The organism is Daejeonella sp. (assembly GCF_044348475.1).
Lineage (GTDB): Bacteria > Bacteroidota > Bacteroidia > Sphingobacteriales > Sphingobacteriaceae > Daejeonella.
This window is the reverse complement of the sequence record NZ_JBIKSU010000006.1, coordinates 51,146-75,941: the sequence shown is the minus strand read 5'-3', so window position 1 is coordinate 75,941 and position 24,796 is coordinate 51,146. Positions and strand designations below refer to the sequence as shown.

Below are 24,796 nucleotides of genomic sequence, written 5' to 3'. Positions count from 1 at the left end.
GAATAGGACCTGGGTATCTAAAAATATTTTCATCGACAAACTTTTCAGGAAAATTCTTTAAAAAAGACTGATAAAAATAATCAACCCTCGTATTTCCATGGTGAGTTCGAATAAAGTCAATGATCATTTCAGGAATATTATTCTTTTTGGCAATTTCAACGCCCTTATGTACGTGTTGAATAATAATCTGGGCGCTTTGCTCATACGAAATGGTATCGTGTGGATTGCTTCCTCTGTTTTGGTTTTCAATGAAATACTGTGTATTAACAGTCTTGCCAATATCGTGATATAAGGCTCCAGCCCGTACAAGCAAGCTATTGCCTCCAATTTTGAAAATTGCTGCCTCAGCAAGATTTGCTACCTGTAAAGAATGATGAAAGGTTCCAGGTGCTTTTAATGCAAGATCTCGAAGTAATTTAGAATTGGTATTAGTAAGCTCCATTAAGGTAACATCCGAGGTAATACCAAACATTTTTTCAAATGCATAAATGAGGGGATATGCAAGTAATGAAAACAATACACTAAAAATAAAAGGCACAAAATTTTGCCATTCAATATCGGTTAAAGAGCCATCTCTGATCAACGAAATGCCTAAAAAAGCAATAAAATAGTTTAGTAAAATCAACAGTGCTGAAATTAGAAACTGTTCCCTCTTTATAAAATTCTTTATACTATAGATAGCAACCATACCTGCTGATATTTGCAAAAAAGCAAATTCAAAGCTATTTGGCACAAAAAAACCAGCAATCAAAACTACCAGCAAGTGTATATTTAAAGCTAATCGTGTATCAAATAATATCCTAATAATAATAGGCACTATACAGAATGGTATATAATAAACACTTGGAATGTTAATCCGTATTGCCCATGATAATGCAACAAGCATCCCCGTAATTACCAAAAGAATAAGTGCCAATTGCCTATTATCTGCATAAATATCCTTTCTGAAAAGAAATAGAAATACCATTAATAAAGCAATAATTAATCCTACCAGTAAAAATTGTCCAAATAATATCAGGTTACGATTACCAACAACCTTGGCATCTTCTTCATATGCAGTTCTTAATGATTCAAGCTTTTGATAAATTACAGAATTGACCATGGTCCCTTTAGCAACTATAAGCTCACCTTTCTGTACCATACCCCTGGTTATTGAAAGGCTGTTCAAAGCATTTTCTTCTAATTTATCAGTTAAAACCTCGTCAAAAACATAATTTACCTTTAAATGATTAGCTATTATTTTAATAAGCCATTCACGATTATCAATAGTACCATAGGTTTTTATTTTCTGCTTGATTAATTGAATAGAATCGGATATAAAGAATGCATCTGTAGTGTTAAGCTGCGTAGATACATTATTGAGAACTAAATTGAAATTGTAATTCGGACCGTCGCGTTGATACTTTTTAACGGGATTCATTAGCCCTCGGGCATACATATTTTTCAGGATAGAATTTCCAGCGTCAAAATATATTTCTTTTCTATTTTCAGAAATTCCTGAACTTTTCCATTTGGTTTGAAATTCTGAACTAAATGCATCAATTGCATTATCTACAACCTGAATATCATTCTGGTAAATAGGGAATACAGATTTCAGAATTTCATCTCTATCTTTTTTAATTTCTTCATTGGTTTTTTGAATAGAAAAACTATTTGGAGAATAAAGATCTTTTTGCATCCAAGTTTTACCTTTTTCATATTCAAATCTGAAACGGGCTTGCTTTGGCAAAGAAAGAGTAACGAAAAGTACACATAATGCCATCATGACAAATTTCAGGTTTGAGCTGTATTTGCGAAAGATGACCAGATGTAATTGCTTGTTGAGTTTTGCCAATGTGGTATTGTTTACTTCAAAAACAGTAATTTCTATGAGATACATCGACATTATTAGCCCTACTTGCCAAGCTGAACTACAGGCAGATGTGTACCATTAATACATTTATGTTTAATATTATTGATAAAAAGTGTTCTTTAATTTGAGTTTTTGTGATGTTTTTATACTTTTGTCGCAGAATGCGCCCATAGCTCAGCTGGATAGAGCAACGGTTTTCTAAACCGTAGGTCTTAGGTTCGAATCCTAATGGGCGTACAAATCCGGATCATACAATCTATAATTGTGATCCGGATTTTTTTTACACGAGTATGCTGTTATTTTTTTCTAGAGCATTATCTATTTTTTTTTCATAACTCAAATTTTATTGTAGTTTTATCTTAAACAATTAGTTTAATCATAAATCGATGATCAACAATCAATTAAGAACTATTTTTTTATTAATTATAGTTTCTCTTCCCGCTCTTTCTCAAACAAAGCCAATCATTGGTGTTGCTGGTATTGCACATGAATCTAATAGCTTCAACGTAATAAAAACTGAGCTGTCAGATTTTCATGTAAAATTAGGTGAAAGTCAACAGGAGAGGGGTAAGCATTTTTTTGCAGGTTCAACAGCCAAAACAACAAGTGCGGGATATATCGAAGGAGCTAAACAATTCGGACTTGAATTATATCCAACGTTGATAACTTCTGCAACACCAAGAGGTCCAGTTACAGATCAGGCATTTAATACGATAATGAATGAAATAATTACAGGATTAAAAGCCGGACCTAAACTTCAGGGAATTCTTTTAAATCTGCATGGTGCTATGGTGGTTGAAAGTTATCCAAGTGGAGATGAAGAAGTTGTTAGAAGAGTTCGAAATGCGTTTGGACCCGCAATACCAATAGTGGTTACCCATGATTTTCATGCGAATATTACCCCTAAAATGGTTGAATTATGTAATGTGCTCATCACTTTTAAGGAAAATCCACATTTAGATACCTATGATCGTGGATTTCAGGCTGCAGATATCATGGCTAAAATTGTAAGTGGAAAGGTAAAGCCTGTGCAAAGTATCGTGAAAGCACCTATGATTTACAATATTGCATTTCAAAATACTTATGCCAAACCATTGCTTCCAATCACTTTAGAAAGTAAAAATGTAGAAAAATTTCCAGGTGTTTTGGCAGTTAGTGTTTCAGGAGGGTATCAGTATGCCGATGTTCCTTGGATGGGCCCCTCAGTTGTAGTAGTTACTGATAATAATAAGGCATTGGCTGATAAAGAAGCTAATAGATTATCTCAAATGCTTTGGGATACACGAGAAAGTACCCGAATAAATAATCCAAAACCTGCTGAGGCTGTGAAAATGGCTATGGCACATGAAGGTCGTCCAGTGGTTCTTATTGACATGGGTGATAATATTGGTGGTGGATCAACAGGCGATAGTTCATTCATGCTTGAAGAATTGGTTAAGCAGGGAGCTAAGGGATGGGCAATGGTAGTTTATGACCCTGAGGGCTATAAAACTGCAGAAAAGGCTGGTGTTGGAAAATCATTTGATTTTTCTGTTGGTGGTAAATCTGATACTATGCATGGAAAACCAGTCAGAATAAAAGGAGAGGTTCGTTCCTTAAATGTTGGACGTTACCTGGAAACAGAAATACGTCATGGTGGCGGACGTTACTGGAATATGGGTAATACGGCTGTTATACAGGTTGAAGGATCTACATTAGATGAACCCAATTTATTGCTGATCACCACTGAACGTGCTAGTCCTAATAGTGCTCATATCTTTATCTCTAACGGAGTTTATGTTGAAAGACAGAAGATCTTAGTGGTTAAAGGTGCCATTGCACCTCGCGCAGCTTATGAGCCTTTTGCTTCAAAACTAATTTCAGTAGATAGTCCTGGAGCAACTGCTATAAACCCAACTTGGTTTAAATATTATACTATACGTGAAGGTTTGTTTGGAATAGAAAAATCTAAAAGGTAATTCAGAACAAGTTAATTAATTGTAGATCAGTGCTCTATACAAGCTCTGATCTTTTTTATGCCGTAGCTGAATCTATTTTTTCTGCCTGAATCACTTCCTCAGCACTCATATCATCAACAGGGTTTTTTCTCCACCAGTTTGCCAGGAAGGAGCCAGATATATCCATCCAGGTTCCAAAAATTGCAGGATAAAGCCCCATAGTAGAGGCTCTTCCAAGTTCAAATGCAATTCCTGCAGCCATACCTCCATTTTGAAGCCCAACTTCAATTGCAATAGTACGACTGTCACGTTTATTTAATTTAAATAATCTTCCACCCCAATAGCCCAGTAAATAACCTGCTCCATTATGAATTGCTGCAGCAAGGAATAATAGCAATCCTATATTTAAAAGACTATCTCTACCTGCTGCAACTATTACAGCTATAATTATAACATTGGCGGTCATTGCAAGTAAAGGCATTGCCGAGTTTAGCCAACTGCTTCGCTTTCCAAATATTCTGTTAAATACAATTCCTAAAATCAATGGAAGGAATATCATTTTACTAATACTAAGCATCATTCCAGGAATATCAATCGGAATAAATTGTCCTGCAAGTTTTTGCATCAAAACAGGCGTGATAAAAGGTGCCATTATTGTTGCAAAAGAAGTTAATGTAATGGATAATGCCAGATTGCCCTTCGATAAAAAATTTAAAATATTCGAAGAAACGCCGCAGGGTACACATCCAATCAGAATAACGCCTGCCGCAATTTCAGGTGGGAAATCCATCATTAAAGTTAAACTTAGTGCCAGTAAAGGCATAATCGTAAATTGTAAAAATAGTCCTATGAACACTCCTTTTGGCATTTTCAGCACTCCAATAAAGTCTTTTAAACCCATGGCAGTACCCATTCCAAACATAATAAGTTGTATTAAAGGTACAATCAGAACTTCCGTATTAAAACCGCCTACTTCAACAATGTATTGAGGAAAAATCATACTGATAGTTGCTGCTGCAATTACCCATATGGTAAATGAGAATCCCTTTAAAAATTCATTACCATTAATTCCTACCAAAAGAAAAATAAAGAAAATAACGGTCATTGCCTTTGCTTCCATTTCATAACCGAGTTGAACTAGTAGAGTAACACCTAATAAAGTAACTAAAGAAAGCCAAAGTAATGCCTGTAAAAGTTTTTGTATTTTCATGTTTTTCAAGGTTGATTTCCAGTCAATTATGTTATTGATTTATAAATATTAACTATTCTATTTCTTAAAAGTATAAACTTTTTTGAAAGATTGTTTTTTTTGAATGTATTTTACCTTATGTATTTTATTCTCAACCCATGGATTATCAGGTTTTATAATTAATTACTAAAAATTGATCCAATTTATGGGCTTTGATTTATTCAAAAATTGAGAAACAATAAAAAGAATAGTTAGATTTAACTAATTTACAATTGGTTTTCCAGATAGATTAATGGTGATTAACTAACACAAATTAGAAGTATATACAATCAATGAATCGTTTATTTCGAGCACTTTTCTTTCTTTCATTTTTGTTAGGAATTTTTCATGTGGTATCCTGCTCGCCTGAATTACCCAATGATGTTGCTGAAGCTTATGCAACTCTTCCCGATAAAATGGATTACAATCTTCATGTAAAACCTATATTATCTGATAAATGTTTTTCCTGCCATGGTCCAGATATGGCTAAACAAAAAGCAGGGCTTAGGCTTGACATGCCAACAGCAGCTTTTGCTGATCTTCCTGAAAGTCCTGGAAAAGTTGCAATTGATCCAGGCAATTTAAATGGAAGTGAATTATTTCATCGGATTTTATCAGATGTACCTGAATACAAAATGCCTTCGCAAAAATCAAATCTTAGTCTTTCAGCTAATGAAAAAGCGATATTAATCAAATGGATCAAGCAGGGAGCTGAATATAAAACGCATTGGGCATTTGTTAAACCAGAAAAATCAGACGTTCCATCTGTAAAATTAAAAGATTGGGTCATTAATCCTATTGATAATTTTATTGTCAAGAAGTTAGAAATCGAGAACCTTCAGCCATCTAATGAAGCAAAAAAAGAGCTTTTACTAAGAAGACTTTCTTTAGATCTCACTGGTCTTCCACCAACTCTATCAGAAATTTCTGCATTTGTGAATGACCAATCTCCTGAAGCCTACGAAAAGCAGGTTGACCGTTTACTCAAATCACCACATTACGGTGAGAAAATGGCAGTTAACTGGCTTGATCTAGCTCGTTTTGCCGATTCTCATGGATATACTGTTGATCGGCTCATTGACATGTCGCCCTATCGTGATTGGGTTATTCAAGCCTACAATAAGAATATGCCCTATAATCAATTTGTTCAATGGCAGTTGGCCGGCGATTTGATGCCAAAGCCCAACAAAGAAATGATGATTGCTACTGCTTTTAACAGACTTCATCAGCAAAATATGGAAGGTGGCATTATTGAAGAAGAATTTCAGACTGAATATGTAATTGACAGGGTTAATACTACTGGAATTGCTGTTATGGGACTTCCAATTGGATGTGCCAGATGTCATGACCATAAATATGATCCTATTTCGCAAAAAAACTATTACGAAATGTTTAGCTTTTTTAATCGGGTAAAAGAAGCTGGCCAAATTTCATGGGATGATGCAAGCCCATCACCAACAATCTTACTTCCATCAAAAGAGCAAGAAAAGATCATTAAATACCTGAATTCTAGTATTCATAAGCAAGAAAATAGAGTATCTCAATATAAAAAAGGTTCAATAGCTGGTTTTAAAAATTGGATAAATAGCAATGCGTATAAGAAATTAGAGAATGAGAAGATTCCTGTAAAGGGATTGCAAGCGCATTATACTTTTTCAAATGGATCATTAAAGAATAATGTAACGGCAGCAAAAAAATCGTTCCTAAAAGCATCTAATACGGATAAACCGATATTTGAAAAGAGAGATAATGGTAATGCATTGGTTTTAAATGGAGATCAATGGTTTGACCTGCAAAAAGATGGTGTTTTCAGTAAATCAGAACCTTTTACTATTAATATTAGTGTTTTTATACCCAATGAATTAAAAGAAGGAGTCATATTTCATAAATGTGTTTCTGAACGCTTGTACAATTTTCGTGGTTATCATTTGTATCTAAAAGATAACAAATTAACGGTGAATATGTCTCATGCAGCACCTTCAAATGCACTTTCAAGAATTACTCAGAAAGCGGTACCACGTAACCAGTGGGTGCAACTTACAATGACTTATGATGGTTCTTCAAAAGCAAAAGGTTTGAAGTTGTTTCAAAATGGTTCTGAACTTAAGCTCGTAACTACTATGGATCAGCTAACTAAGGATATTTTAATGAATTCAAAAGAGCAACCCGGACTACAAATAGGAGCCTGGGACCGTGGGCTGGGTTTTAAAGGCGGAAAGGTTGATGACATCATGGTATACAATCGGGAATTAACCGATTATGAAATAAAAGTATTAGCTGGAAAAGCATCATGGGCAGCTCTTGTTAAAAAAAGTGCTTCTGAGTTATCAGCTTCTGAATTGAATTTATTGAACACCTTTTACACCACTGTGATCGATCCAGGTGTACAAAACGAACAGAAAAAATTAAAAGAGATTAGAACCTCTCTGTCTAATTCTACTGAAGGAATACAGGAGCTCATGGTTATGCAAGATTCGCCACAACCCAAAAAGACATTCCTATTAAAAAGAGGTAATTATGATAGTTTTGGTGAAGAGGTATTTCCAAATACTCCTGAATCAATACTTCCATTTTCTAAAAACTTACCTAAAAACCGCTTAGGTTTAGCCCAATGGCTTACTGATGAAAATCATCCGCTCACTGCAAGAGTTGCAGTAAATAGGTACTGGCAGAATTTTTTCGGAACCGGACTTGTTAAAACTTCAGAAGATTTTGGTAATCAGGGTGAATTACCAAGTCATCCTGAATTATTAGATTGGTTAGCCGTTAATTATAGAGAATCAGGTTGGGACAATAAAAAATTATGCAAGCTAATAGTCATGTCGGCAACGTATAAACAAGATTCCAAGGCTATTGCCTCTGCAAAAATGAAAGATCCTGAGAATAGATTTTTATCACATGGCCCGGCACAGCGCTTGTCTGCAGAAATGATTCGCGATAATGCCCTAATGGCTAGTGGTTTATTGAATAAAAAAATTGGTGGTAAAAGTGTGAAGCCTTATCAGCCTGATGGATTATGGGAAATCAATAATACTAGCTATAAAGTCGATTCTGGTGATGCAGTTTACAGACGAAGCCTATATATTTTAGTGAAACGCTCTGTACCTAATCCAACGTTAAATACATTTGATGCCACAACACGTAGCTATTGCGTGGTGCGCAGACAGAGTACTAATACGCCACTTCAATCACTTGTTTTATTGAATGATCCCACATTTGTAGAAGCTTCAAAAGTGATGGGGCAAGACATAACATCTTCCAAAGACACATCTAAAGCCATTTCCGATTTATATAGTAGATTAACTGGTATAAGACCAAGCAAAGCTGAATTGGATTTACTAAAAGCACTGCAAGCTAAAGAATTACAAAAATTTAGGGTCGATATAAAAAAGGCAAAAGGTTGGTTGACAGCAGGTCAGTTTAAAGTTAATAAGGCTTTAGAACCTGCCATGGTTGCTGCCAATTCTGTGGTGGCCAGTGTTATTTTAAATTCAGACGCAACTCTTACAAAAAGATAAACAATGAGTGATCACCATAAAGAACCCTTCAAATTGCATTCACCTGAATTTGATCATTTAAATAAAGGTTGGGATAGGCGTAATTTTTTAACAAAAACTTCATTAGGAATTGGAGCTATAGCTTTAAGTTCTTTGATTGGGAAATCAGTATTGGGCAATCTGGCAGGTAAATTGGCTACTGATAGCCCTTCTGCTTCACTTGAGCAGGAAATTCTTCGCGCTTTACCTCACTTTGCCCCAAAGGCCAAACGGGTGGTTTATCTTTTTATGAGTGGAGGCCCATCTCAATTTGAAACATTCGATTATAAGCCCAAATTAGTTGATCTGTTTGGACAGGAGCTACCTTCATCTGTGCGGCAAGGTCAAAGGCTTACCGGAATGAGTGGTAGTCAAAGCACCTTACCAATTGTTCCATCAGCGTTCAAATTCAATCAGCATGGTAATTCTAGAACATGGATTAGCGAACTTTTACCGCATACTGCTCAAGTGGTAGATGATCTTTGCATCATTAAATCTATTCATTCTGAAGCGATCAATCATGATCCTGCACTAACATTTTTCCAAACTGGTAATCAATTACCGGGTAGAGCTTCTATTGGATCCTGGTTAAGTTATGGTTTAGGTTCTGATAATCAGAATCTACCAACCTTTATTGTTCTAGTTTCAAAAAATGCTGCAAAAGATCAACCACTTTATTCACGGTTATGGGGCAATGGTTTTTTACCATCTGAGCATCAAGGAGTACAATTCAGGGCAGGTAAGGATCCTGTTCTATTTCTCGATGATCCGGATGGATATGAAGGTAAAGACCGCAAGGAAATGCTGGATTATCTTTCAAAACTAAATCGTCTTCAAAATGATACCTATGGCGATCCAGAAGTTGAAGCTAGGATTGCACAATATGAAATGGCATATCGTATGCAAACCTCTATACCGGAGGTAATGTCAACTGCTGATGAAACTGATGAAGTTTTTGATATGTATGGCCCAGATAGCAGAGATCCAGGTACTTATGCAGCCAATTGTATTCTAGCAAGAAAATTACTTGAAAAAGATGTCAAATTTGTTCAGTTATATCACCAAGGTTGGGACCATCATGGAGGTTTACCTGGCAATATGATTAAGCAATGCAAAGATACAGATCAGCCAACAGCAGCCTTTTTAAAAGATTTGAAAAGAAGAGGATTACTAGAAGATACCTTAGTTATTTGGGGTGGTGAGTTTGGTCGTACAGTGTATTCTCAAGGAAAACTTTCTGCAGATAATTATGGTCGTGATCATCATCCTCGTTGTTTTACCATGTGGATGGCAGGTGCCGGTGTTAAACCTGGGATAAGTTACGGTGAAACGGATGACTTCAGTTATAATATTGTTAAGGATCCGGTACACGTGCATGACTTCCATGCTACTTTAATGCATATCATGGGTGTAGATCATGAAAGGCTCACGTATAAATTTCAAGGCAGACGTTTTCGCTTAACAGATGTTGAAGGAAAAGTGGTAAAGGCCATTTTAAGTTAAAATTATAATTTTCATTAAAAAGATTAAACCTTATACTATTCTATAACTTATGATTTCAAGAAGAAATTTTCTCAAAAATTCATCCATGGCAACCGCACTAACACTAGCTGGAACAAGTACTGGTTTTTCAAATGAATCTATAGGTTTGTTAGCTGATGACATCATCATTGGACACGGTGAGTTTAAATATAAAGTTGATAAAGCCTGGGCAAAAATAAGTGTGAATAGCAATCCGCTTTTCAATTGCCATGAAATGGTGCAGGACAGTAAGGGCAGACTGATCATGTTAGGAGATCATACGCACAATAATATATTAATATTTGACAAGTCTGGTAAACTTCTAGATAATTGGGGCACAGCATGGCCAGGTGGGCATGGTTTATCAATCAGCAAGGAGGGAGGCGAAGACTTTTTACTGATTGTAGATTGCGGATGGTATCAAAACAAAACCGGAAACTGGAATCCACAGGCCGGTCAGGTAATAAAAACAGATTTAAACGGACGGATAATTTTCTCTATTGGCCATCCAAAAACAATCGGTATTTATAAAGACAATGAAAAATTTATGCCTACTGAAACTGCTATCGGTCCCAATGGAGATATTTATGTAGCTGATGGCTATGGCTCGGATTATATCATTCAATATAATAGTAATGGCCAATACATTAGGCATTTTGGTGGAAGAAATAATTCAAACCCTGATTTGAATCTAAAGTGCGCTCATGGGGTAGCTATAGATTATAGAAATAAAAATAACCCCACATTAATCTGTACTTCTAGAGAAGAAAATTGCTTTAAAGTGTTCACTTTGGATGGTAAATTTCTGCATCGTATCGATATGCCGGGTATGCATGTGTGCAGGCCTGTAATGGATGGCGATAATCTGTATGCCGGCGTTTGCTGGTCGAATGACGCAGCTGGAAAAATGATTGGAGGCAATAGTGGGTTTGTAACTATTTTAGATGCCTCTAACAAGGTTATTTCCAATCCAGGAGGAAATGCACCAGTTTATAAGAACAACCTATTGCAGGCTACTTTGCAAGCTCCTGGTCAACTATTCCAACATTGCCACGATGTTTGTATAGATGAAGATAAAAATATATACGTCTGTCAATGGAATGCCAATAATACATCTCCGGTCAAATTAACAAGAGTATAAATGGTGTTGTTGGATATAGCTGCTTTCTCGGGTCAATTACATCCACTAATTGTTCATTTACCAATTGGATTTTTAATCCTTGCTGTACTATTTGAACTAGTTTCATATTCTAAAAAATATGAATTTCTAAAATCTGCTGTATTTAGTATTCTCTTTCTTGGCTTTATTGCAGCCGTATTTGCCTGTATTTTTGGTTATATTCTATCCTTAAGTGGTGATTATGACTATAATGAATTAAATGATCATAAAGTAGCGGGAATTGCACTTGCTTTAGGAACTGGTTTACTACTTGTGTTAGGCACCAATACTGTCAATAGGTTTATAAAGTTAAAAAGATCTGTTTTTTCAGGTTTATGCGTTTTAATTTTGGCTTTGGTAAGCTATACCGGGCATCAAGGAGGAAAATTAACACATGGATCAGAATACCTCTCTGTTAAAGTTCTATTAGAACAACCCAGAGAAAAACCAGCTAGCGTGGAGCAAGCCATGATCTTTGAAGATGTAGTTCATCCCATATTAATACAGCGCTGTTCACCATGCCATAGAGATGGAAAAAAGAAGGGAGAATTTTCAGTTCAAACCTTAGCCAATCTATTAAAAGGTGGAAAAACAGGTGCAGCAATTGTTGCTGGAGATTTGAATAAAAGTGAATTGTTTGCCCGCATTATGCTTGACCCTACCAATGAAAAATTCATGCCAACAGATGGAAAAACTCCCTTAACTAAAACAGAAACGGAGATCATTCAATGGTGGATAGAAAACGGAAAAGCTGTAGAGGGTAAAAGAATATCGGAATTAAAAAACACGCAACTCATTACAGCAAAAATATCAGCTTATTTAAAACTGGGTGCTAGCTCAGAAAGCAATGATTTTACAGGTACAATAACTGATGATGTTAATCAAGATATCCCCGCATTTTCAAATTATGCATTGATTGACACAATGCGATCTAAAGGATTAAATATTAGAGTGATGCAACATAAGCCTCTAATGCTTGACATTACTTTGCCAGAAGGTAAAGCTGATCTATTAAATTTAGTTAATAATGATTTAAAATCAATTGCAAAAAACATTATTTGGCTCAACTTATCTGATAATAATTTGAAAGATCAAGACATTGAATCTTTAAGCCTGATGAGCAATCTTGAAAAACTCCGATTAGAAAATAATCCAATTACGGATAAGATCATTCCAATAATACTCAGCTTAAAGCATTTAGAATCAATCAATTTGAATGAAACTGAACTTAGTGAAGCAGGAATAGAACGTTTAAAACAAAATCGTTCATTGAAAAGAATATATCAATGGAATTTGGTTTCAAGATAGTAACGGGCTTCTGATTGCCTTGTTTTTCATTGCTTAAAACAGATATAAAAAACTCCTCTTAAAATGATGTAAATAGCACCTTGCATGGCCAAGAGCTAGGGGTTAGCTGCGCTGTTCCCATTGGGGGGAGGCTACAGACAATATGCTGTCGCTAACGCTCTGCCATTTTTTATTTTTGCGCTCACAGGAATGAATTCCTGTCGCTACAAAACAAAAAATAACTATTTACTGTTTTAGATAAATTTTAATCAGCGAAGAGCTAGGGATTAGCTGCGCTGATCCCGTTTGGGGGTGGCTACAGACAATATGCTGTCGCTAACGCTCTGCCATTTTTTATTTTTGCGCTCACAGGAATGAATTCCTGTCGCTACAAAACAAAAAATGCCATCCGCCTATGGCGGACAGCATATTGTCTGGCGGAGAGCTAGGGATTCGAACCCCAGGAACCTATAACAGTTCAACAGTTTTCAAGACTGCCGCAATCGACCACTCTGCCAGCTCTCCGCTGCAAAAGTACAAACTCCAGCTTAATCTACAAATCAAATGGTATAATTTTTGAATTATCAGACCTAACTAACAGAAAGTGAACGAGAAAGAGTTATAAATAATTTAAAATCACAGCTTTATTCCTGCTTTTTCTCTATTGGAGCAGACTTAAAACTGTTGAATTTTGGCTTAACAATCTTGATGCTTCTTTTAGATAGGTCAATACTCGCATTTAATTCAAAACCAACCAGAATTATTAAAGAATTTAGATAAAGCCATATCATCAAAACGATGAGGGTACCAATTGAACCGTAAATTTTGTTATAATTTCCAAAGTTGTTGATGTAATAAGAAAACCCCCAGAAGGTTAAAACCGCAAGAATGGTTGCCATCCACGAGCCTGCGCTAAAGAATTTCCATTTTTTTGCTTTTGCAGGTCCATATCGATATAATAAGGCGATAGTAACAAAATAAACTGTGATAAGAATTACCCATCTGCCAAGGTTCAGAACATGCAACCAGAAAGAATCCTGAAATTGAAGTTCAGTTTTTAAAATATCAAAAATATATTCACCAATAGTCATAATCACTAAACCGAATATCAAAGCAAAAGAAATTAATACCGTTAGGTATATTGCCACTAGTCTTTGTTTTACCCATGAACGGGTTTCTGTAATCAAAGATGACTTATTAAAAGCTACCATAAGAGTATGTACACCATTGGTAGCAAAAATCAAAGCAAACACAAAACCAAAAGATAATAATTTTGAATTCTGATTCTTCACGATATCCAATAATGTTGTATTGACAGCTGCATAGGCCTCTGCTGGTAAAATCAACGCAATCAGATTCATTAATTGATCCTGGAAGTTAGCTATCGGAACATAGGGTATTAGGGTAAACAAAAAGATAATAGCAGGAAAGATTGCCAGCATGAAGTTATAAGAAAGTGATGAAGCTTTATTTATCAACTCATCTTTTCCAATTTCCTTAAAGAAAAAAGAGGCTACTGTAAAAAGGGGTAGAGGGCTAAATCCTGGTAACATCACTACTTTTGTCCATTCAATGAACAAAAAATAAGGCTTGAATTTTAAAAGTGTTTTATGAAGCCAATCCATTTATTGCTTTTAATTAAAGTAAGGCTTTAGCTTTTCAAGAAAATCTTCTGCTGGTAAACAAGGTTTGTTTTTGATTTTATCTACAAATACCAAAGTAGTTTCACCGATATGGATTAATTCTTCTTTTTCATTAAAAAGCTCATATCTAAAATGAATTCTTATTGAGGGCATGGTTTCAATAATTACCTTCACAGTGATTTCTTCATCGTACAATGCAGGTTTTATGTATTTACATTTCATTTCAGCAACAGGCATAATGATACCTGATTCTTCCATTGATTTATAGGTCATTCCCAAACTTCTGAGCATCTCAACTCTGCCAACCTCAAAAAATGCGGCATAATTGCCATAATACATATATCCCATTTGATCGGTTTCAGCATATCGCACTCGTATTTTTGTGGTATTACTAAACATTATTTTTTAATATTTCGTTCGTTTAAAGCTTGCTGAAATTTTTTGGCATTAATTAAATGTTGCGATAGTGTAGAAGCGTAATTATGGTAACCTGAGAAATCCTCTTTAGCACACATATAAATATAATCATGCTTCTCATAACTGAGCACTGCATCAATTGCATGAATGCTTGGCATTGAAATAGGACCAGGAGGAAGCCCGGAATTTAAATACGTATTATATGGTGAATTAATTCTTAAATGTTTGTTCAATACTCTTCTTATCGTGAAATCATTCGCTGCAAAAATAACTGTAGGATCAGCCTCAAGTCGTATTCCTTTTAATAATCTGTTCATATACAAACCTGCAATTCTTGGCATTTCTTTGTCATTCAAAGCTTCACCATCAACTATAGAAGCAAGAACACTAACTTCTATTGGTGATAGATTAATACTGCTAGCCTTAGATTTTCTATCTGCAGTCCAAAATTTAACGTACTCTTCATGCATTCGGTTAAAGAATCTCTCTGCATCTGTATTCCAATAAATTTCATATGAATTTGGGATGAACATGGTATATACATTATCTGTAGTGAATCCATATTTTTCGACAAATGCTGCAGAATCAAGTAATGTAGAAATAGAGGCTGAATCAGATTCGATCTTTTTTGAAACCATTCCCGCCAAAGTATGCTTTAGTCGAACATTTTGAAATGATATTTTAACAGGTTCCTGATTGCCTGCTTTTAACATGTTTATAAATGCACGATTACTCATTCCTTTTGTTAAACGATATCTACCTGCTTTTACCTTCCCTACATACTGCATGTTTTGTGCTGCATTATAAAAAGCAATAGTATCATGTACAATACCATCTGATTTAATGCTTAAATAAACATCATCAAAGTCAGAACCAGTGTTGATATAGAGATATTCAATATTTCCGTTAACATTAGGCTTGAAATAGTTTAGGTAATAACTGATTCCTGTGACGGTAAGAATTACAAGTAAAATAGCACCAAGTGCTAATAGCATTTTAGCTTTAAAACTTATTTTTTTTGTCTTTTTTGTAAGCATTATCTAATTAAGGGTATTGTTTATTTATAAATCTAATTTTCTGATTGCCAGTAATCCACCAGCTAAGTTTCTAACCTTATTAAAACCAATATTTGTTAATGTTCTACGGGCAGTTTCACTTCTAAGTCCATGTTGACAAATAACAATAATCTCTACTTCTTTATCATATTCAAGATCATCAGCTTCAGTTAGCAACTTTCCCAAAGGTATATTATCGCCTCCAACGTTAAACGTTTGATATTCTAACTCTTCCCTAACATCTATAATTTGAAATGGAACAGGTGCTATATTTCGTTTTTTAAATTCAGCAGCAGAGATAACAGTCAAATTAATTCCCCCCTTTAAGTACTATATCAATTGGTGTACCGATACTAACCTTATTTAAGGTGTCGCTAATTGCCGGAAATTGTCTTATAATTTTTGAATTGACTGTATCTATAGATCCTTCAAAACTAATATTCCCCAAAATCAATGAAGATCCTAATAAGGCCATTCTGGCTTCATTTAAGTTCAACCCAAATAAATTGGGAATATCAACCTCACTTGCACCCAATCCATCACCAAGAACAAGATCTATGCTAGAGCCTTTCGGAATTTGCTGACCTTTTTTAATGATATTACCGCCCAATACAGCCTCTAGAATTACATCTCTAGCAACATCTGATCTATAGGTGGTATCACCAACCTTTAATTGGTAATTATTAAGTATAGAACGCACTTCTAAAAATGTTCTACCCTCAATGTCTGGAAATTTAATATTAGGTGCATCTCTGGTTACAATCAGATAAATAGTTCTGTTAGCTTTTACATTGGTATTTGGATCAGGATCTTGTTCAACAATTACACCTGGCGGTTGATCTATTAGATAAATTGAATCATTAATCTGATATCTAAGGCCTTGTTCTTCAAGTAATTGAATAGCCTTTGAAATTGGTAAGCCTTTGAGTTTTGGCACAGGCATTCCTTCGCCATGATGGGTATAAAATCCTAAACTGTAAAAAATGAATAGTAGAAAAGCAAAAACAGATCCGATTGCGATAAAGAAGTTTTTACGAAAGGTCTTTGTGCGTAAGTATTCAATTAATTTATTCATTATTTGCAGGTTTTTATTTCAAAGGTTAATGGAAAAATTAATTAGAAATAAGGTTAATAATCATTTTGGCACTTACCTCTTTAGGCTTTTATGCCTCAAAAATAATCCAAATTAACTAATATCGAAGATAAATATTAGCAGGCTTTATTGTTCAATAGTTTTAAAATTTATCTTTGAGCCTATGAAAAGTAACATAGCATTAGTAACTGGTGGATTTACAGGAGAATCCGTTGTTTCATTCAAGAGCGCTGATTTTGTTGAATCTCAAATAGATAGCAATAAATACACTATTTATAAGATCGTTATTTTAAAAGAAGGATGGTATTTCCAGGATGCAGATTCTGTGAAGCATTCGGTTGATAAAAATGATTTTTCTATTTTAATAAATAATAAAAAAATAAATTTTGACGCAGCCTTCATTATGCTACATGGCTCGCCAGGCGAAGATGGAAAGCTACAAGGTTATTTTGACTTACTCGATATTCCATATACAAGCTGTGATGCACTTACATCATCCTTGACTATGAATAAGGGCTATTCAAAGGCAATTGTAAACGGAATTAAAGATCTTTACATAGCTCGTTCAATTCAATTGTTTGAAAATTCTGTTACTGCAGAGAAAGATTTATTGGCAAATCTGGAGTTTCCTTTATTTATTAAACCTAATAATGGTGGAAGCAGCATTGGAATGAGTAAGGTAAAAACTTCATTTGAACTTCCATCAGCATTGCAAAAAGCGTTCAATGAAGATAATCAAGTGCTTGTTGAAGAATTTGTTCAGGGTCGTGAATTTTCTATAGGCGTATACAAGAATACTAAGGGTATACAAGTATTGCCAGCTACTGAAGTGATACCATCCAATGATTTTTTCGATTTTGAAGCAAAGTATACTCCAGGGGCCACTGAAGAAATTACACCAGGAAGAATGACTGATGCCGAAAAATCACGAGTAGAGCAAATTGTAACTGATATTTATCTCAAATTAAACTGCAAAGGAATGGTCAGGATAGATTATTTTCTTCAGAACCAGACATCAAACTTTTATTTTATTGAGATTAATACAATTCCTGGTCAAACAGCACAAAGTTTTATACCTCAGCAAGTTCGCGCTGCAGGAATGAATATAGCTGAATTTTATGGAGACCTTATTGAAATGGCCCTTAATACTAAGAAATAGCTTAATTAGATTGAATATTTAAGAATCATTTCATCAGAAACTTTAACACTCCTGCCAGTACTGATGTCAATCATGATGTAATCAAACCAACCATCACAAGCTACCTTATCCGTTTTGAGAATTTTGATCTCAAATTTCACCCTGCATCCTTTAGAGTTTATGCTTTCTATTCCGGTTTGTACAGAAAAACGATCGCCAAGACCTAATGGTCGTTTATAATCAACAAAAGCAGATCGTACAACCCAACCAAAGCCCTGACTTAGGAATTCTTCCATTGGCATTTTGTAGAAAATTTCCATTTGCTCATATCGTGCAGCTAATACATAGTCAAAATAAGTACTATTATGAACATGATTAAACATATCGATATCATCAGGCCTGACCTTGAATTCGCTTATAAATTGGCTGAATTTTGATTCGTTTTCCATTTCCACAAAAATGGATCTAAAAATTGAGAATAGGAAATGGATAGTTATCAGTTGTCAGTTGTCAGATATCCGTTATCTGTTGTCTGTTGTCTGTTGTCAGACATCTGTTATCAGTTGTCTGTTATCAGTTATCTGTTGTCTGTTGTCTGAGATATGAAGTCTGAGGTATGAAAAAAGCAGAAAATTTCAATTAGCACTAAACAGTCTTTGTTCCTGGTTCCATTTTCAGTTGTCAGTTATCTGTTGTCTGTTATCTGTTATCTGAGGTCAGAAGTAATGCCACTAATAAGCCAAATCGGCTTAGGGATAGTAGCGAAAATCCTTTTGCAAAGCAAAAGATTGTAGCGCATAGCCCAGCCAGGCTGCCGCCTGGCAAGCCCCAAAACAAAAAAATCAACAGATATTCACACTAATGATTAAAAAATACCCAATACTAAATGAATTAAAAAATATCCAATACTAAATTCACCCTTTGAAATTTCCTAATAAACTTCTATCTTTGCAAACAATTGTTTAATTATTAACCGCTTTAATATTATTCACGTAATGTATTTAAGTACAGAGTACAAGGCAGAAATTTTTGCCAAGCACGGAAAAGGTGCAACAGACACCGGTTCTGCAGAAGGACAGGTAGCATTATTTACCGCACGAATTGCTCATTTAACAGGGCATTTGAAAAAAAACAAGAAGGATTTTTCTACACAATTATCTCTTCAGAAACTTGTAGGTAAACGCCGCGCCTTATTAGCTTATCTTTTCAAAAAAGATATTAACAGGTATCGTGCTATTATCAAAGCATTAGAGTTAAGAGATATTATAAAATAATCTTAGCAAAACTTTGCGAAGCCATCCTCACTATGCGGGATGGCTTTTTTAATTAAAAAAATAAAAATCAACATAAAAGAAGATGTGCTCTAAAGAGGAAAAGTACATCGCAAACAAAACAAATGAGTTATAACGCAATTAAAAAAACATTTGATCTGGGCGATGGCCGTATGATCGAGATCGAAACTGGAAAATTAGCCAAGCAGGCTGATGGTTCAGTTGTAGTTAAAATGGGAGACACCATGCTTCTTGCCACTGTGGTATCAAGTATTGGTGCAAAACCAGGAACTGATTTTTTACCATTATCAGTTGATTATCAGGAAAAATATGCAGCTACCGGGCGTATCCCTGGTGGATTTCTACGCCGCGAAGCAAGGCTTTCTGATTATGAAGTATTAATCTCTCGTTTAGTTGACCGTGCTTTACGCCCAATGTTTCCAGAAGATTATCACGCAGATGTACAGGTTATGATTTCTTTGATATCAGCCGATAAAAACATTATGCCTGATTGTTTGGCAGGTTTAGCTGCATCAGCTGCGATTGCAGTTTCAGACATACCTTTTAATGGTCCAATTTCTGAAGTTCGCGTTGCTAAAATTGATGGTAAATTAATCATAAACCCTTACTTGAGTGATCTGGCAAGAGCTACTATGGATTTACTGGTTGCCGGAACAGAGAACGATATCGTAATGGTTGAGGGTGAGGGTGATGAAATTTCTGAAGAAGAAATGGTTGAAGCAATTGAGTTTGCACACAAAGCAATCATTATTCAGGTTCAGGCTCAAAAAGAATTGGCTCTGTTAGTTGGTAAAACTGAAAAGCGTGTTTATAGCCATGAAACACATGATACTGATCTTAAAGCTAAAGTTTTTACGGCTACTTACGATAAAGTTTATGCAATTGCTAAGTCAAAATCTGCAAAACATGATCGCTCAGACAAGTTTGCTGAAGTACTTTCAGAATTCATTGCTGAACTAGGTGAAGGTGTTGATGATACAACTACCTACTTATCTAAGAAATATTTCCATGATGTTCAGTATGATGCAATCCGTAACTTAATTCTAGATGAAGGAATTCGTCTTGATGGTCGTGATTCACGTACAGTTCGTCCTATCTGGTCTGAAATAGGCTATCTTCCAACAGCACACGGTTCGGCTATTTTCACACGTGGTGAAACCCAATCATTAACAACTGTTACCTTAGGTGCTAAATCTGATGAACAGTTAATTGACGGTGCTTTCTTCAATGGATACCAGAAATTCTTACTTCATTACAATTTTCCACCATTTTCAACAGGTGAGGCTCGCCCAAATCGTGGTACTGGTCGTCGTGAAATTGGTCATGGTAATTTAGCTATGCGTTCATTAAGAAAGGTTTTACCTGGTGATGAAAATCCATATACAATTCGTGTTGTTTCTGATATTCTTGAATCAAATGGTTCTTCTTCAATGGCAACCGTTTGTGCTGGAACACTTGCATTAATGGATGCTGGTATCAAATTAAAAGCTCCTGTTTCAGGGATTGCCATGGGATTGATATCTGATGAAAAAACCGGTAAATATGCTATTTTAAGTGATATTCTTGGTGATGAAGATCATTTAGGCGATATGGACTTTAAAGTTACTGGAACAGAAAAAGGTATTGTTGCCTGCCAGATGGACTTAAAAATTAATGGTTTAAAGTGGGAAGTGTTAACTGCAGCTTTAAAGCAGGCTAACGAAGCCCGCCTTCATATATTAAATGAAATGAAGAAAACCATTGCCGAACCTCGCGAAGACTACAAACCACATGCACCTAGAATTGTTACACTTAAAATCGATAAAGAATTTATTGGTGCAGTTATAGGCCCTGGTGGAAAGATCATCCAGGAAATGCAACGTGAAACAGGTGCAACAATAGCCATCGAAGAAAAAGATAATTTAGGTATTATTCAAATCTTTGCAGACAATAAAGAAGCTATTGATAAAGCTGTAAGTCGTATTAAAGCAATTGCTTCAAAACCAGAAGTTGGTGAAGTTTACGAAGGAAAAGTTAAAACAATTATGCCTTTTGGTGCTTTTGTTGAGATTATGCCTGGTAAAGACGGATTACTTCATATTTCAGAAATTGACTGGCAGCGTTATGAGTCTATGGATGGAGTGTTAAATGTAGGAGATATCGTAAAAGTGAAACTACTAGAAGTGGATAAGCAAGGTAAATTAAAACTATCTCGTAAAGCTTTATTACCACGTCCTCCAAGGCCTGAAGACACAAAAACAGCAGAAGAATAGTACAAAACACTTCATATTTTAACCTGTCTGTTACTAACAGACAGGTTTTCTTTTTTTATAGCCAATGCTACAATCCATCCTTTGACTGATTCTAAGAATCATTTGATTAAAAACAGGATAATACAATCAAAATTGTAATTTTACAAAATGAAACATCTTATTGCACCATCCGTTTTGTCTGCTGATTTTGCTAATCTGCAGAAAGATATAGAAATGATCAATCGCAGTGATGCAGACTGGTTTCATATCGATATAATGGATGGCGTATTTGTACCCAATATTTCTTTTGGATTTCCTGTGTTGAAAGCAATTCAAAAATATGCTAAAAAACCACTAGATGTACACCTGATGATTGTTGATCCTGATCGTTATCTACAGGATTTTAAGCTTGCTGGAGCAGAAAATATTACTGTGCATATCGAAGCTTGTACTCATCTTAACAGAACAATGCATGCAATAAAAGATCTTGGCTGTAAAGCTGGGGTTGCAGTTAATCCTCATACCCCAATAAGTTTAATGGAAGATAGTATCGAAGATATTGATATAGTTTGTTTGATGTCTGTAAATCCAGGTTTTGGTGGTCAGAAATTCATTGATAACACCTACAAAAAGATAAAAGAACTTAGGCTGATGGCCTCAGGAAGGAATAACGATCTATTAATTGAAATAGATGGAGGTGTATCCCATCAGAATGCATTAAAATTATTACAGGCAGGTGCAAATGTGCTTGTTGCAGGTAATTCAGTGTTTTCGGCTATTGATCCTGTTATGGAAATAGCTGCATTAAAAAATATAAACCCAGATTTAATAGGGGGCTAACACTATTTTAATGTGAATCAAAAACAAAGATTAATCGCAGGTTTTCACTCCATGAAGGCGAATATTGGGCGATTAGTCAATGTACCTCACTTTTTCATTATTCTGTTTTTAGTTTTATGTTCAACTAATCTTTACTCACAAGAACTTACTGTATTAAAAGGAGTAATTACTTCTGACAAAGGCGAGCTATTGAGTGGCGTTACTGTACAGGTCAAAAACACTCAATTAATTACTCAAACTAACAAAGAAGGTGAGTATTTATTAAGCAAAGTTCCAGTCAATATTAGTTTACTTTTTAGCAGATTAGGATATAGGGATCTAATCCTAGATTTAAAGCTTATTTCGGATAAAGAAAACACTCAAAATATTATATTAATTACTGATATACAGTCACTTGATGAAGTTAATATAACTGAAAAGTTTAATTCTAGCCATTTAATTAACTTGGAGTCTGCTAAGTTCTCAGCCTTCCCACAAACCTCAGGAAGCTTCGAAAGTTACATAAAGAATATGCCTGGAGTTTCTGGAAATAACGAGCTTAGTTCACAGTATTCAGTCAGGGGTGGTAATTTTGATGAAAATCTAGTTTATTTAAATGATGTAGAAATATACAGACCAATGCTGATTAGATCTGGTCAGCAGGAGGGACTTGGTTTTATCAATCCTGATCTAGCAAGCAGTGCCTTATTTTCTGCAGGTGGTTTTGAAGCAAGATATGGCGATAAATTATCATCTATTCTAGATATTCGCTATGGTAAACCAGATAGTTTATCACTTGAATTGCAAGCAGGTTTTATTTATACTTCTGCAGCTTTGAAATTGCCGTTAAAAAATGGTTTTTTTTTAGCAGGTATAAGAAACAAAAAAAATCAAAGCTATTTAGGGCGTCAAAATTTAATTGGTAATTATCAATCTGGATTTTCAGACTATCAATTCCTTTATAGGCAAAATCTAAGCTCAAAACTCAATTTATCTTTTTTTGGATTATATAATGCTGGAGGAATTAAAATAAATCCAGATAAGAGAATAACTGAATTTGGCACCTCTGATGATGTATTAAGGTTATTTGTTAATTATGATGGCGAAGAGAGTAGCCATTATAAAGCCTTAAATAGTGCATTGACACTTTCCTATAATGTTAATAATACCTTGAACTTTAAATGGATAAATTCAGTGGCTTCTATCAATGAGGACGAACAGGCAAACTTACTGGGTTGGTATTCTTTTAATGAAAAGCAGGGTGGAGGTTTGAGTATCAAAAACGGTGGAAGTTTGCTAGGAATGGGCTCCAATCAAACTTTTTTTAATAATTATTTAAAATCGTTGATTTACAACACTGAATTACGAATGCATAAGCAAGTAAAAAGCTCTTTTATAGAAATGGGTATGCGCTTTCAATCAGATCAAATTAATGATCGTTTAGATGAATATACAGCATTAGATACCAGTGGGTACTCATTTCCTGCTCAGGGAAATTGGACATATTCAGGTCTTATTAATCAACAAAATTTGGTTAATATTCAGCGATTTAGCGGTTTTATTCAAAATACATTCAATTTATTGCCCAACTTAATGATGGCCGCAGGGGCACGATTTAATTATAACACGTATTCTCAAGAAAACATGATCAGTCCGAGGGTATCTTGGATGTTTAAACCAGGATACAGCGAACAATTACTCTTGCGATTTTCTGCAGGTACTTACAATCAAGCTCCATTTTATAGAGAAATCAAAAATTACAATGGAATCCTAAATGCTGCTGCAAGAGCGCAAAAATCAGTTCATTTTATTACTGGCACTGATTATAAATTTAAGGGTCTAGGTACCAGTTTAAAATTCAGTTCTGAAATTTATTATAAAGTATTAAGTAGAATTACACCTTATAAAATTGAAGACCTAAAAATCAGATATCTTTCAGACAAAATTGCTAAGGGTTATGCTGCTGGTGCAGATTTAAGTATTAGCGGTAATTTTGCAAGGGATCTAGAATCTACTTTCCGTATTTCGATTATGAAAACTGAAGAAGATATTCAGGATGACTTTTATTTTGCAAAGAATTTATCAGGAAATCAAATTATAGTTAAACCGGGATATTTAAAAAGACCAACAGATCAATTATTCAATGTGGGAATGATGTTCCAGGATCGATTAATACAAAATCCAACCTATAAAGTACACTTAAACTTAATTTACTCTTCCGCATTACCTATTGGTCCACCTGGACCTGCCCGCCATACCGATGTGTTTAAAATTCCAGCTTATAAACGCGCTGACATAGGTTTCTCAAAAGATTTGGCTGATCCTGAAGCAAAAAAATCATCGATTTTTATTAAAAAATATTTTCAGACCTTAAGCATCCATGCAGAACTTTTTAATTTGCTAAATTTCAAAAATACCGTCTCATATTTATGGTTAAATGATAAAATGTCGCACCAATATGCGGTACCAAACTATCTCACTTCAAGGATGTTTAACTTTCGGGTAATCGCAAAGTTAAAAAGCAGGTAATTTATTTGTCATCTAATCTCAATAAGCACTAAAAACCTATCAGGTGTGAAATTATTCTG

General features: G+C 35.0%; 18 protein-coding genes and 2 tRNA genes. 11 read left to right on the top strand and 9 right to left on the bottom strand.

The features are described 5' to 3' along the window. A partial coding sequence (locus ACIQZ6_RS03360; RefSeq protein ID WP_395808197.1) for an HD family phosphohydrolase occupies positions 1-1,879 on the bottom strand: 1,879 nt, incomplete at its 3' end. A 136-nt stretch (positions 1,880-2,015) separates the two neighbouring features. Here ACIQZ6_RS03360 and ACIQZ6_RS03355 point away from each other — a divergent pair. Together ACIQZ6_RS03355 and ACIQZ6_RS03350 are read left to right on the top strand one after the other, a co-directional pair. Then, positions 2,016-2,089: transfer RNA gene (locus ACIQZ6_RS03355), tRNA-Arg, on the top strand. A 149-nt stretch (positions 2,090-2,238) separates the two neighbouring features. After that, entirely contained in the window at positions 2,239-3,810 is a 1,572-nt protein-coding gene (locus ACIQZ6_RS03350; RefSeq protein ID WP_395808195.1) for a M81 family metallopeptidase, read from the top strand. Between the two features lie 55 nt (positions 3,811-3,865). On the opposite strand, the gene ACIQZ6_RS03345 is transcribed toward ACIQZ6_RS03350, so the two are convergent. After that, positions 3,866-4,999, bottom strand: coding sequence for a bile acid:sodium symporter family protein (locus ACIQZ6_RS03345; RefSeq protein WP_395808193.1), 1,134 nt, complete (start codon positions 4,997-4,999; stop codon positions 3,866-3,868). A gap of 311 nt (positions 5,000-5,310) precedes the next feature. Between ACIQZ6_RS03345 and ACIQZ6_RS03340 the strand changes: the two genes are divergently transcribed. The 4 genes from ACIQZ6_RS03340 to ACIQZ6_RS03325 are packed head-to-tail and all read left to right on the top strand — an operon-like array spanning position 5,311 to position 12,541. Beyond that, positions 5,311-8,535 carry a DUF1553 domain-containing protein gene (locus tag ACIQZ6_RS03340; RefSeq protein ID WP_395808191.1) on the top strand — a complete coding sequence of 1,075 codons (3,225 nt, stop codon included), beginning with the start codon at positions 5,311-5,313 and terminating at the stop codon, positions 8,533-8,535. 3 nt (positions 8,536-8,538) lie between these two features. Continuing rightward, positions 8,539-10,056, top strand: coding sequence for a DUF1501 domain-containing protein (locus tag ACIQZ6_RS03335; protein WP_395808189.1), 1,518 nt, complete (start codon positions 8,539-8,541; stop codon positions 10,054-10,056). 49 nt (positions 10,057-10,105) lie between these two features. Beyond that, positions 10,106-11,215 carry a twin-arginine translocation signal domain-containing protein gene (locus ACIQZ6_RS03330; RefSeq protein ID WP_395808187.1) on the top strand — a complete coding sequence of 370 codons (1,110 nt, stop codon included), beginning with the start codon at positions 10,106-10,108 and terminating at the stop codon, positions 11,213-11,215. Then, positions 11,216-12,541, top strand: coding sequence for a DUF2231 domain-containing protein (locus ACIQZ6_RS03325; protein ID WP_395808185.1), 1,326 nt, complete (start codon positions 11,216-11,218; stop codon positions 12,539-12,541). 414 nt (positions 12,542-12,955) lie between these two features. Here the strand turns inward: ACIQZ6_RS03325 and ACIQZ6_RS03320 are convergent. The 6 genes from ACIQZ6_RS03320 to ACIQZ6_RS03295 all read right to left on the bottom strand — a co-directional run bounded on the left by ACIQZ6_RS03320 (position 12,956) and on the right by ACIQZ6_RS03295 (position 16,710). Then, positions 12,956-13,045: transfer RNA gene (locus ACIQZ6_RS03320), tRNA-Ser, on the bottom strand. Positions 13,046-13,164: 119 nt separating this feature from the next. After that, complete coding sequence (locus ACIQZ6_RS03315) at positions 13,165-14,145, bottom strand: YihY/virulence factor BrkB family protein (RefSeq protein ID WP_395808183.1); 981 nt, start codon at positions 14,143-14,145, stop codon at positions 13,165-13,167. A 9-nt stretch (positions 14,146-14,154) separates the two neighbouring features. Then, positions 14,155-14,562 carry an acyl-CoA thioesterase gene (locus ACIQZ6_RS03310; protein ID WP_395808181.1) on the bottom strand — a complete coding sequence of 136 codons (408 nt, stop codon included), beginning with the start codon at positions 14,560-14,562 and terminating at the stop codon, positions 14,155-14,157. Continuing rightward, positions 14,562-15,617, bottom strand: a complete 1,056-nt coding sequence (gene mltG / locus ACIQZ6_RS03305; protein WP_395808179.1) for an endolytic transglycosylase MltG — start codon at positions 15,615-15,617, stop codon at positions 14,562-14,564. The genes ACIQZ6_RS03310 and mltG overlap by 1 nt, the downstream gene beginning before the upstream one ends. 24 nt (positions 15,618-15,641) lie before the next feature. Beyond that, entirely contained in the window at positions 15,642-15,944 is a 303-nt protein-coding gene (locus ACIQZ6_RS03300; RefSeq protein WP_395808177.1) for a rhodanese-like domain-containing protein, read from the bottom strand. Between the two features lies 1 nt (position 15,945). Beyond that, entirely contained in the window at positions 15,946-16,710 is a 765-nt protein-coding gene (locus ACIQZ6_RS03295) for a PASTA domain-containing protein (protein ID WP_395808175.1), read from the bottom strand. Between the two features lie 181 nt (positions 16,711-16,891). Between ACIQZ6_RS03295 and ACIQZ6_RS03290 the strand changes: the two genes are divergently transcribed. Then, positions 16,892-17,887 (top strand): D-alanine--D-alanine ligase, encoded by a 996-nt coding sequence (locus tag ACIQZ6_RS03290; protein WP_395808173.1) that lies wholly within the window; start codon positions 16,892-16,894, stop codon positions 17,885-17,887. Between the two features lie 5 nt (positions 17,888-17,892). Here ACIQZ6_RS03290 and ACIQZ6_RS03285 read toward each other — a convergent pair whose 3' ends face one another. Beyond that, positions 17,893-18,315 carry an acyl-CoA thioesterase gene (locus ACIQZ6_RS03285; protein ID WP_395808171.1) on the bottom strand — a complete coding sequence of 141 codons (423 nt, stop codon included), beginning with the start codon at positions 18,313-18,315 and terminating at the stop codon, positions 17,893-17,895. A 546-nt stretch (positions 18,316-18,861) separates the two neighbouring features. On the opposite strand from ACIQZ6_RS03285, the gene rpsO reads away from it, so the two are divergent. The 4 genes from rpsO to ACIQZ6_RS03265 all read left to right on the top strand — a co-directional run bounded on the left by rpsO (position 18,862) and on the right by ACIQZ6_RS03265 (position 24,737). Beyond that, positions 18,862-19,140, top strand: coding sequence for a 30S ribosomal protein S15 (gene rpsO / locus ACIQZ6_RS03280; RefSeq protein ID WP_395808169.1), 279 nt, complete (start codon positions 18,862-18,864; stop codon positions 19,138-19,140). A gap of 122 nt (positions 19,141-19,262) precedes the next feature. Then, positions 19,263-21,410: a polyribonucleotide nucleotidyltransferase gene (gene pnp, locus ACIQZ6_RS03275; RefSeq protein WP_395808167.1), complete on the top strand. Its 2,148-nt coding sequence runs from the start codon at positions 19,263-19,265 to the stop codon at positions 21,408-21,410. Between the two features lie 147 nt (positions 21,411-21,557). Then, entirely contained in the window at positions 21,558-22,229 is a 672-nt protein-coding gene (gene rpe / locus ACIQZ6_RS03270; RefSeq protein ID WP_395808165.1) for a ribulose-phosphate 3-epimerase, read from the top strand. Positions 22,230-22,280: 51 nt separating this feature from the next. Next, positions 22,281-24,737, top strand: coding sequence for a carboxypeptidase-like regulatory domain-containing protein (locus tag ACIQZ6_RS03265; protein ID WP_395808164.1), 2,457 nt, complete (start codon positions 22,281-22,283; stop codon positions 24,735-24,737). Positions 24,738-24,796: the final 59 nt, after the last annotated feature.

Bases quoted from the DNA above. Each gene is read 5' to 3' on its own strand.
- ACIQZ6_RS03350 (WP_395808195.1), top strand. From the start codon at position 2,239: ATGATCAACAATCAATTAAGAACTATTTTTTTATTAATTATAGTTTCT.
- ACIQZ6_RS03345 (WP_395808193.1), bottom strand. From the start codon at position 4,999: ATGAAAATACAAAAACTTTTACAGGCATTACTTTGGCTTTCTTTAGTT.
- ACIQZ6_RS03340 (WP_395808191.1), top strand. From the start codon at position 5,311: ATGAATCGTTTATTTCGAGCACTTTTCTTTCTTTCATTTTTGTTAGGA.
- ACIQZ6_RS03335 (WP_395808189.1), top strand. From the start codon at position 8,539: ATGAGTGATCACCATAAAGAACCCTTCAAATTGCATTCACCTGAATTT.
- ACIQZ6_RS03330 (WP_395808187.1), top strand. From the start codon at position 10,106: ATGATTTCAAGAAGAAATTTTCTCAAAAATTCATCCATGGCAACCGCA.
- ACIQZ6_RS03325 (WP_395808185.1), top strand. From the start codon at position 11,216: ATGGTGTTGTTGGATATAGCTGCTTTCTCGGGTCAATTACATCCACTA.
- ACIQZ6_RS03315 (WP_395808183.1), bottom strand. From the start codon at position 14,145: ATGGATTGGCTTCATAAAACACTTTTAAAATTCAAGCCTTATTTTTTG.
- ACIQZ6_RS03310 (WP_395808181.1), bottom strand. From the start codon at position 14,562: ATGTTTAGTAATACCACAAAAATACGAGTGCGATATGCTGAAACCGAT.
- mltG (WP_395808179.1), bottom strand. From the start codon at position 15,617: ATGCTTACAAAAAAGACAAAAAAAATAAGTTTTAAAGCTAAAATGCTA.
- ACIQZ6_RS03295 (WP_395808175.1), bottom strand. From the start codon at position 16,710: ATGAATAAATTAATTGAATACTTACGCACAAAGACCTTTCGTAAAAAC.
- ACIQZ6_RS03290 (WP_395808173.1), top strand. From the start codon at position 16,892: ATGAAAAGTAACATAGCATTAGTAACTGGTGGATTTACAGGAGAATCC.
- ACIQZ6_RS03285 (WP_395808171.1), bottom strand. From the start codon at position 18,315: ATGGAAAACGAATCAAAATTCAGCCAATTTATAAGCGAATTCAAGGTC.
- rpsO (WP_395808169.1), top strand. From the start codon at position 18,862: ATGTATTTAAGTACAGAGTACAAGGCAGAAATTTTTGCCAAGCACGGA.
- pnp (WP_395808167.1), top strand. From the start codon at position 19,263: ATGAGTTATAACGCAATTAAAAAAACATTTGATCTGGGCGATGGCCGT.
- rpe (WP_395808165.1), top strand. From the start codon at position 21,558: ATGAAACATCTTATTGCACCATCCGTTTTGTCTGCTGATTTTGCTAAT.
- ACIQZ6_RS03265 (WP_395808164.1), top strand. From the start codon at position 22,281: ATGAAGGCGAATATTGGGCGATTAGTCAATGTACCTCACTTTTTCATT.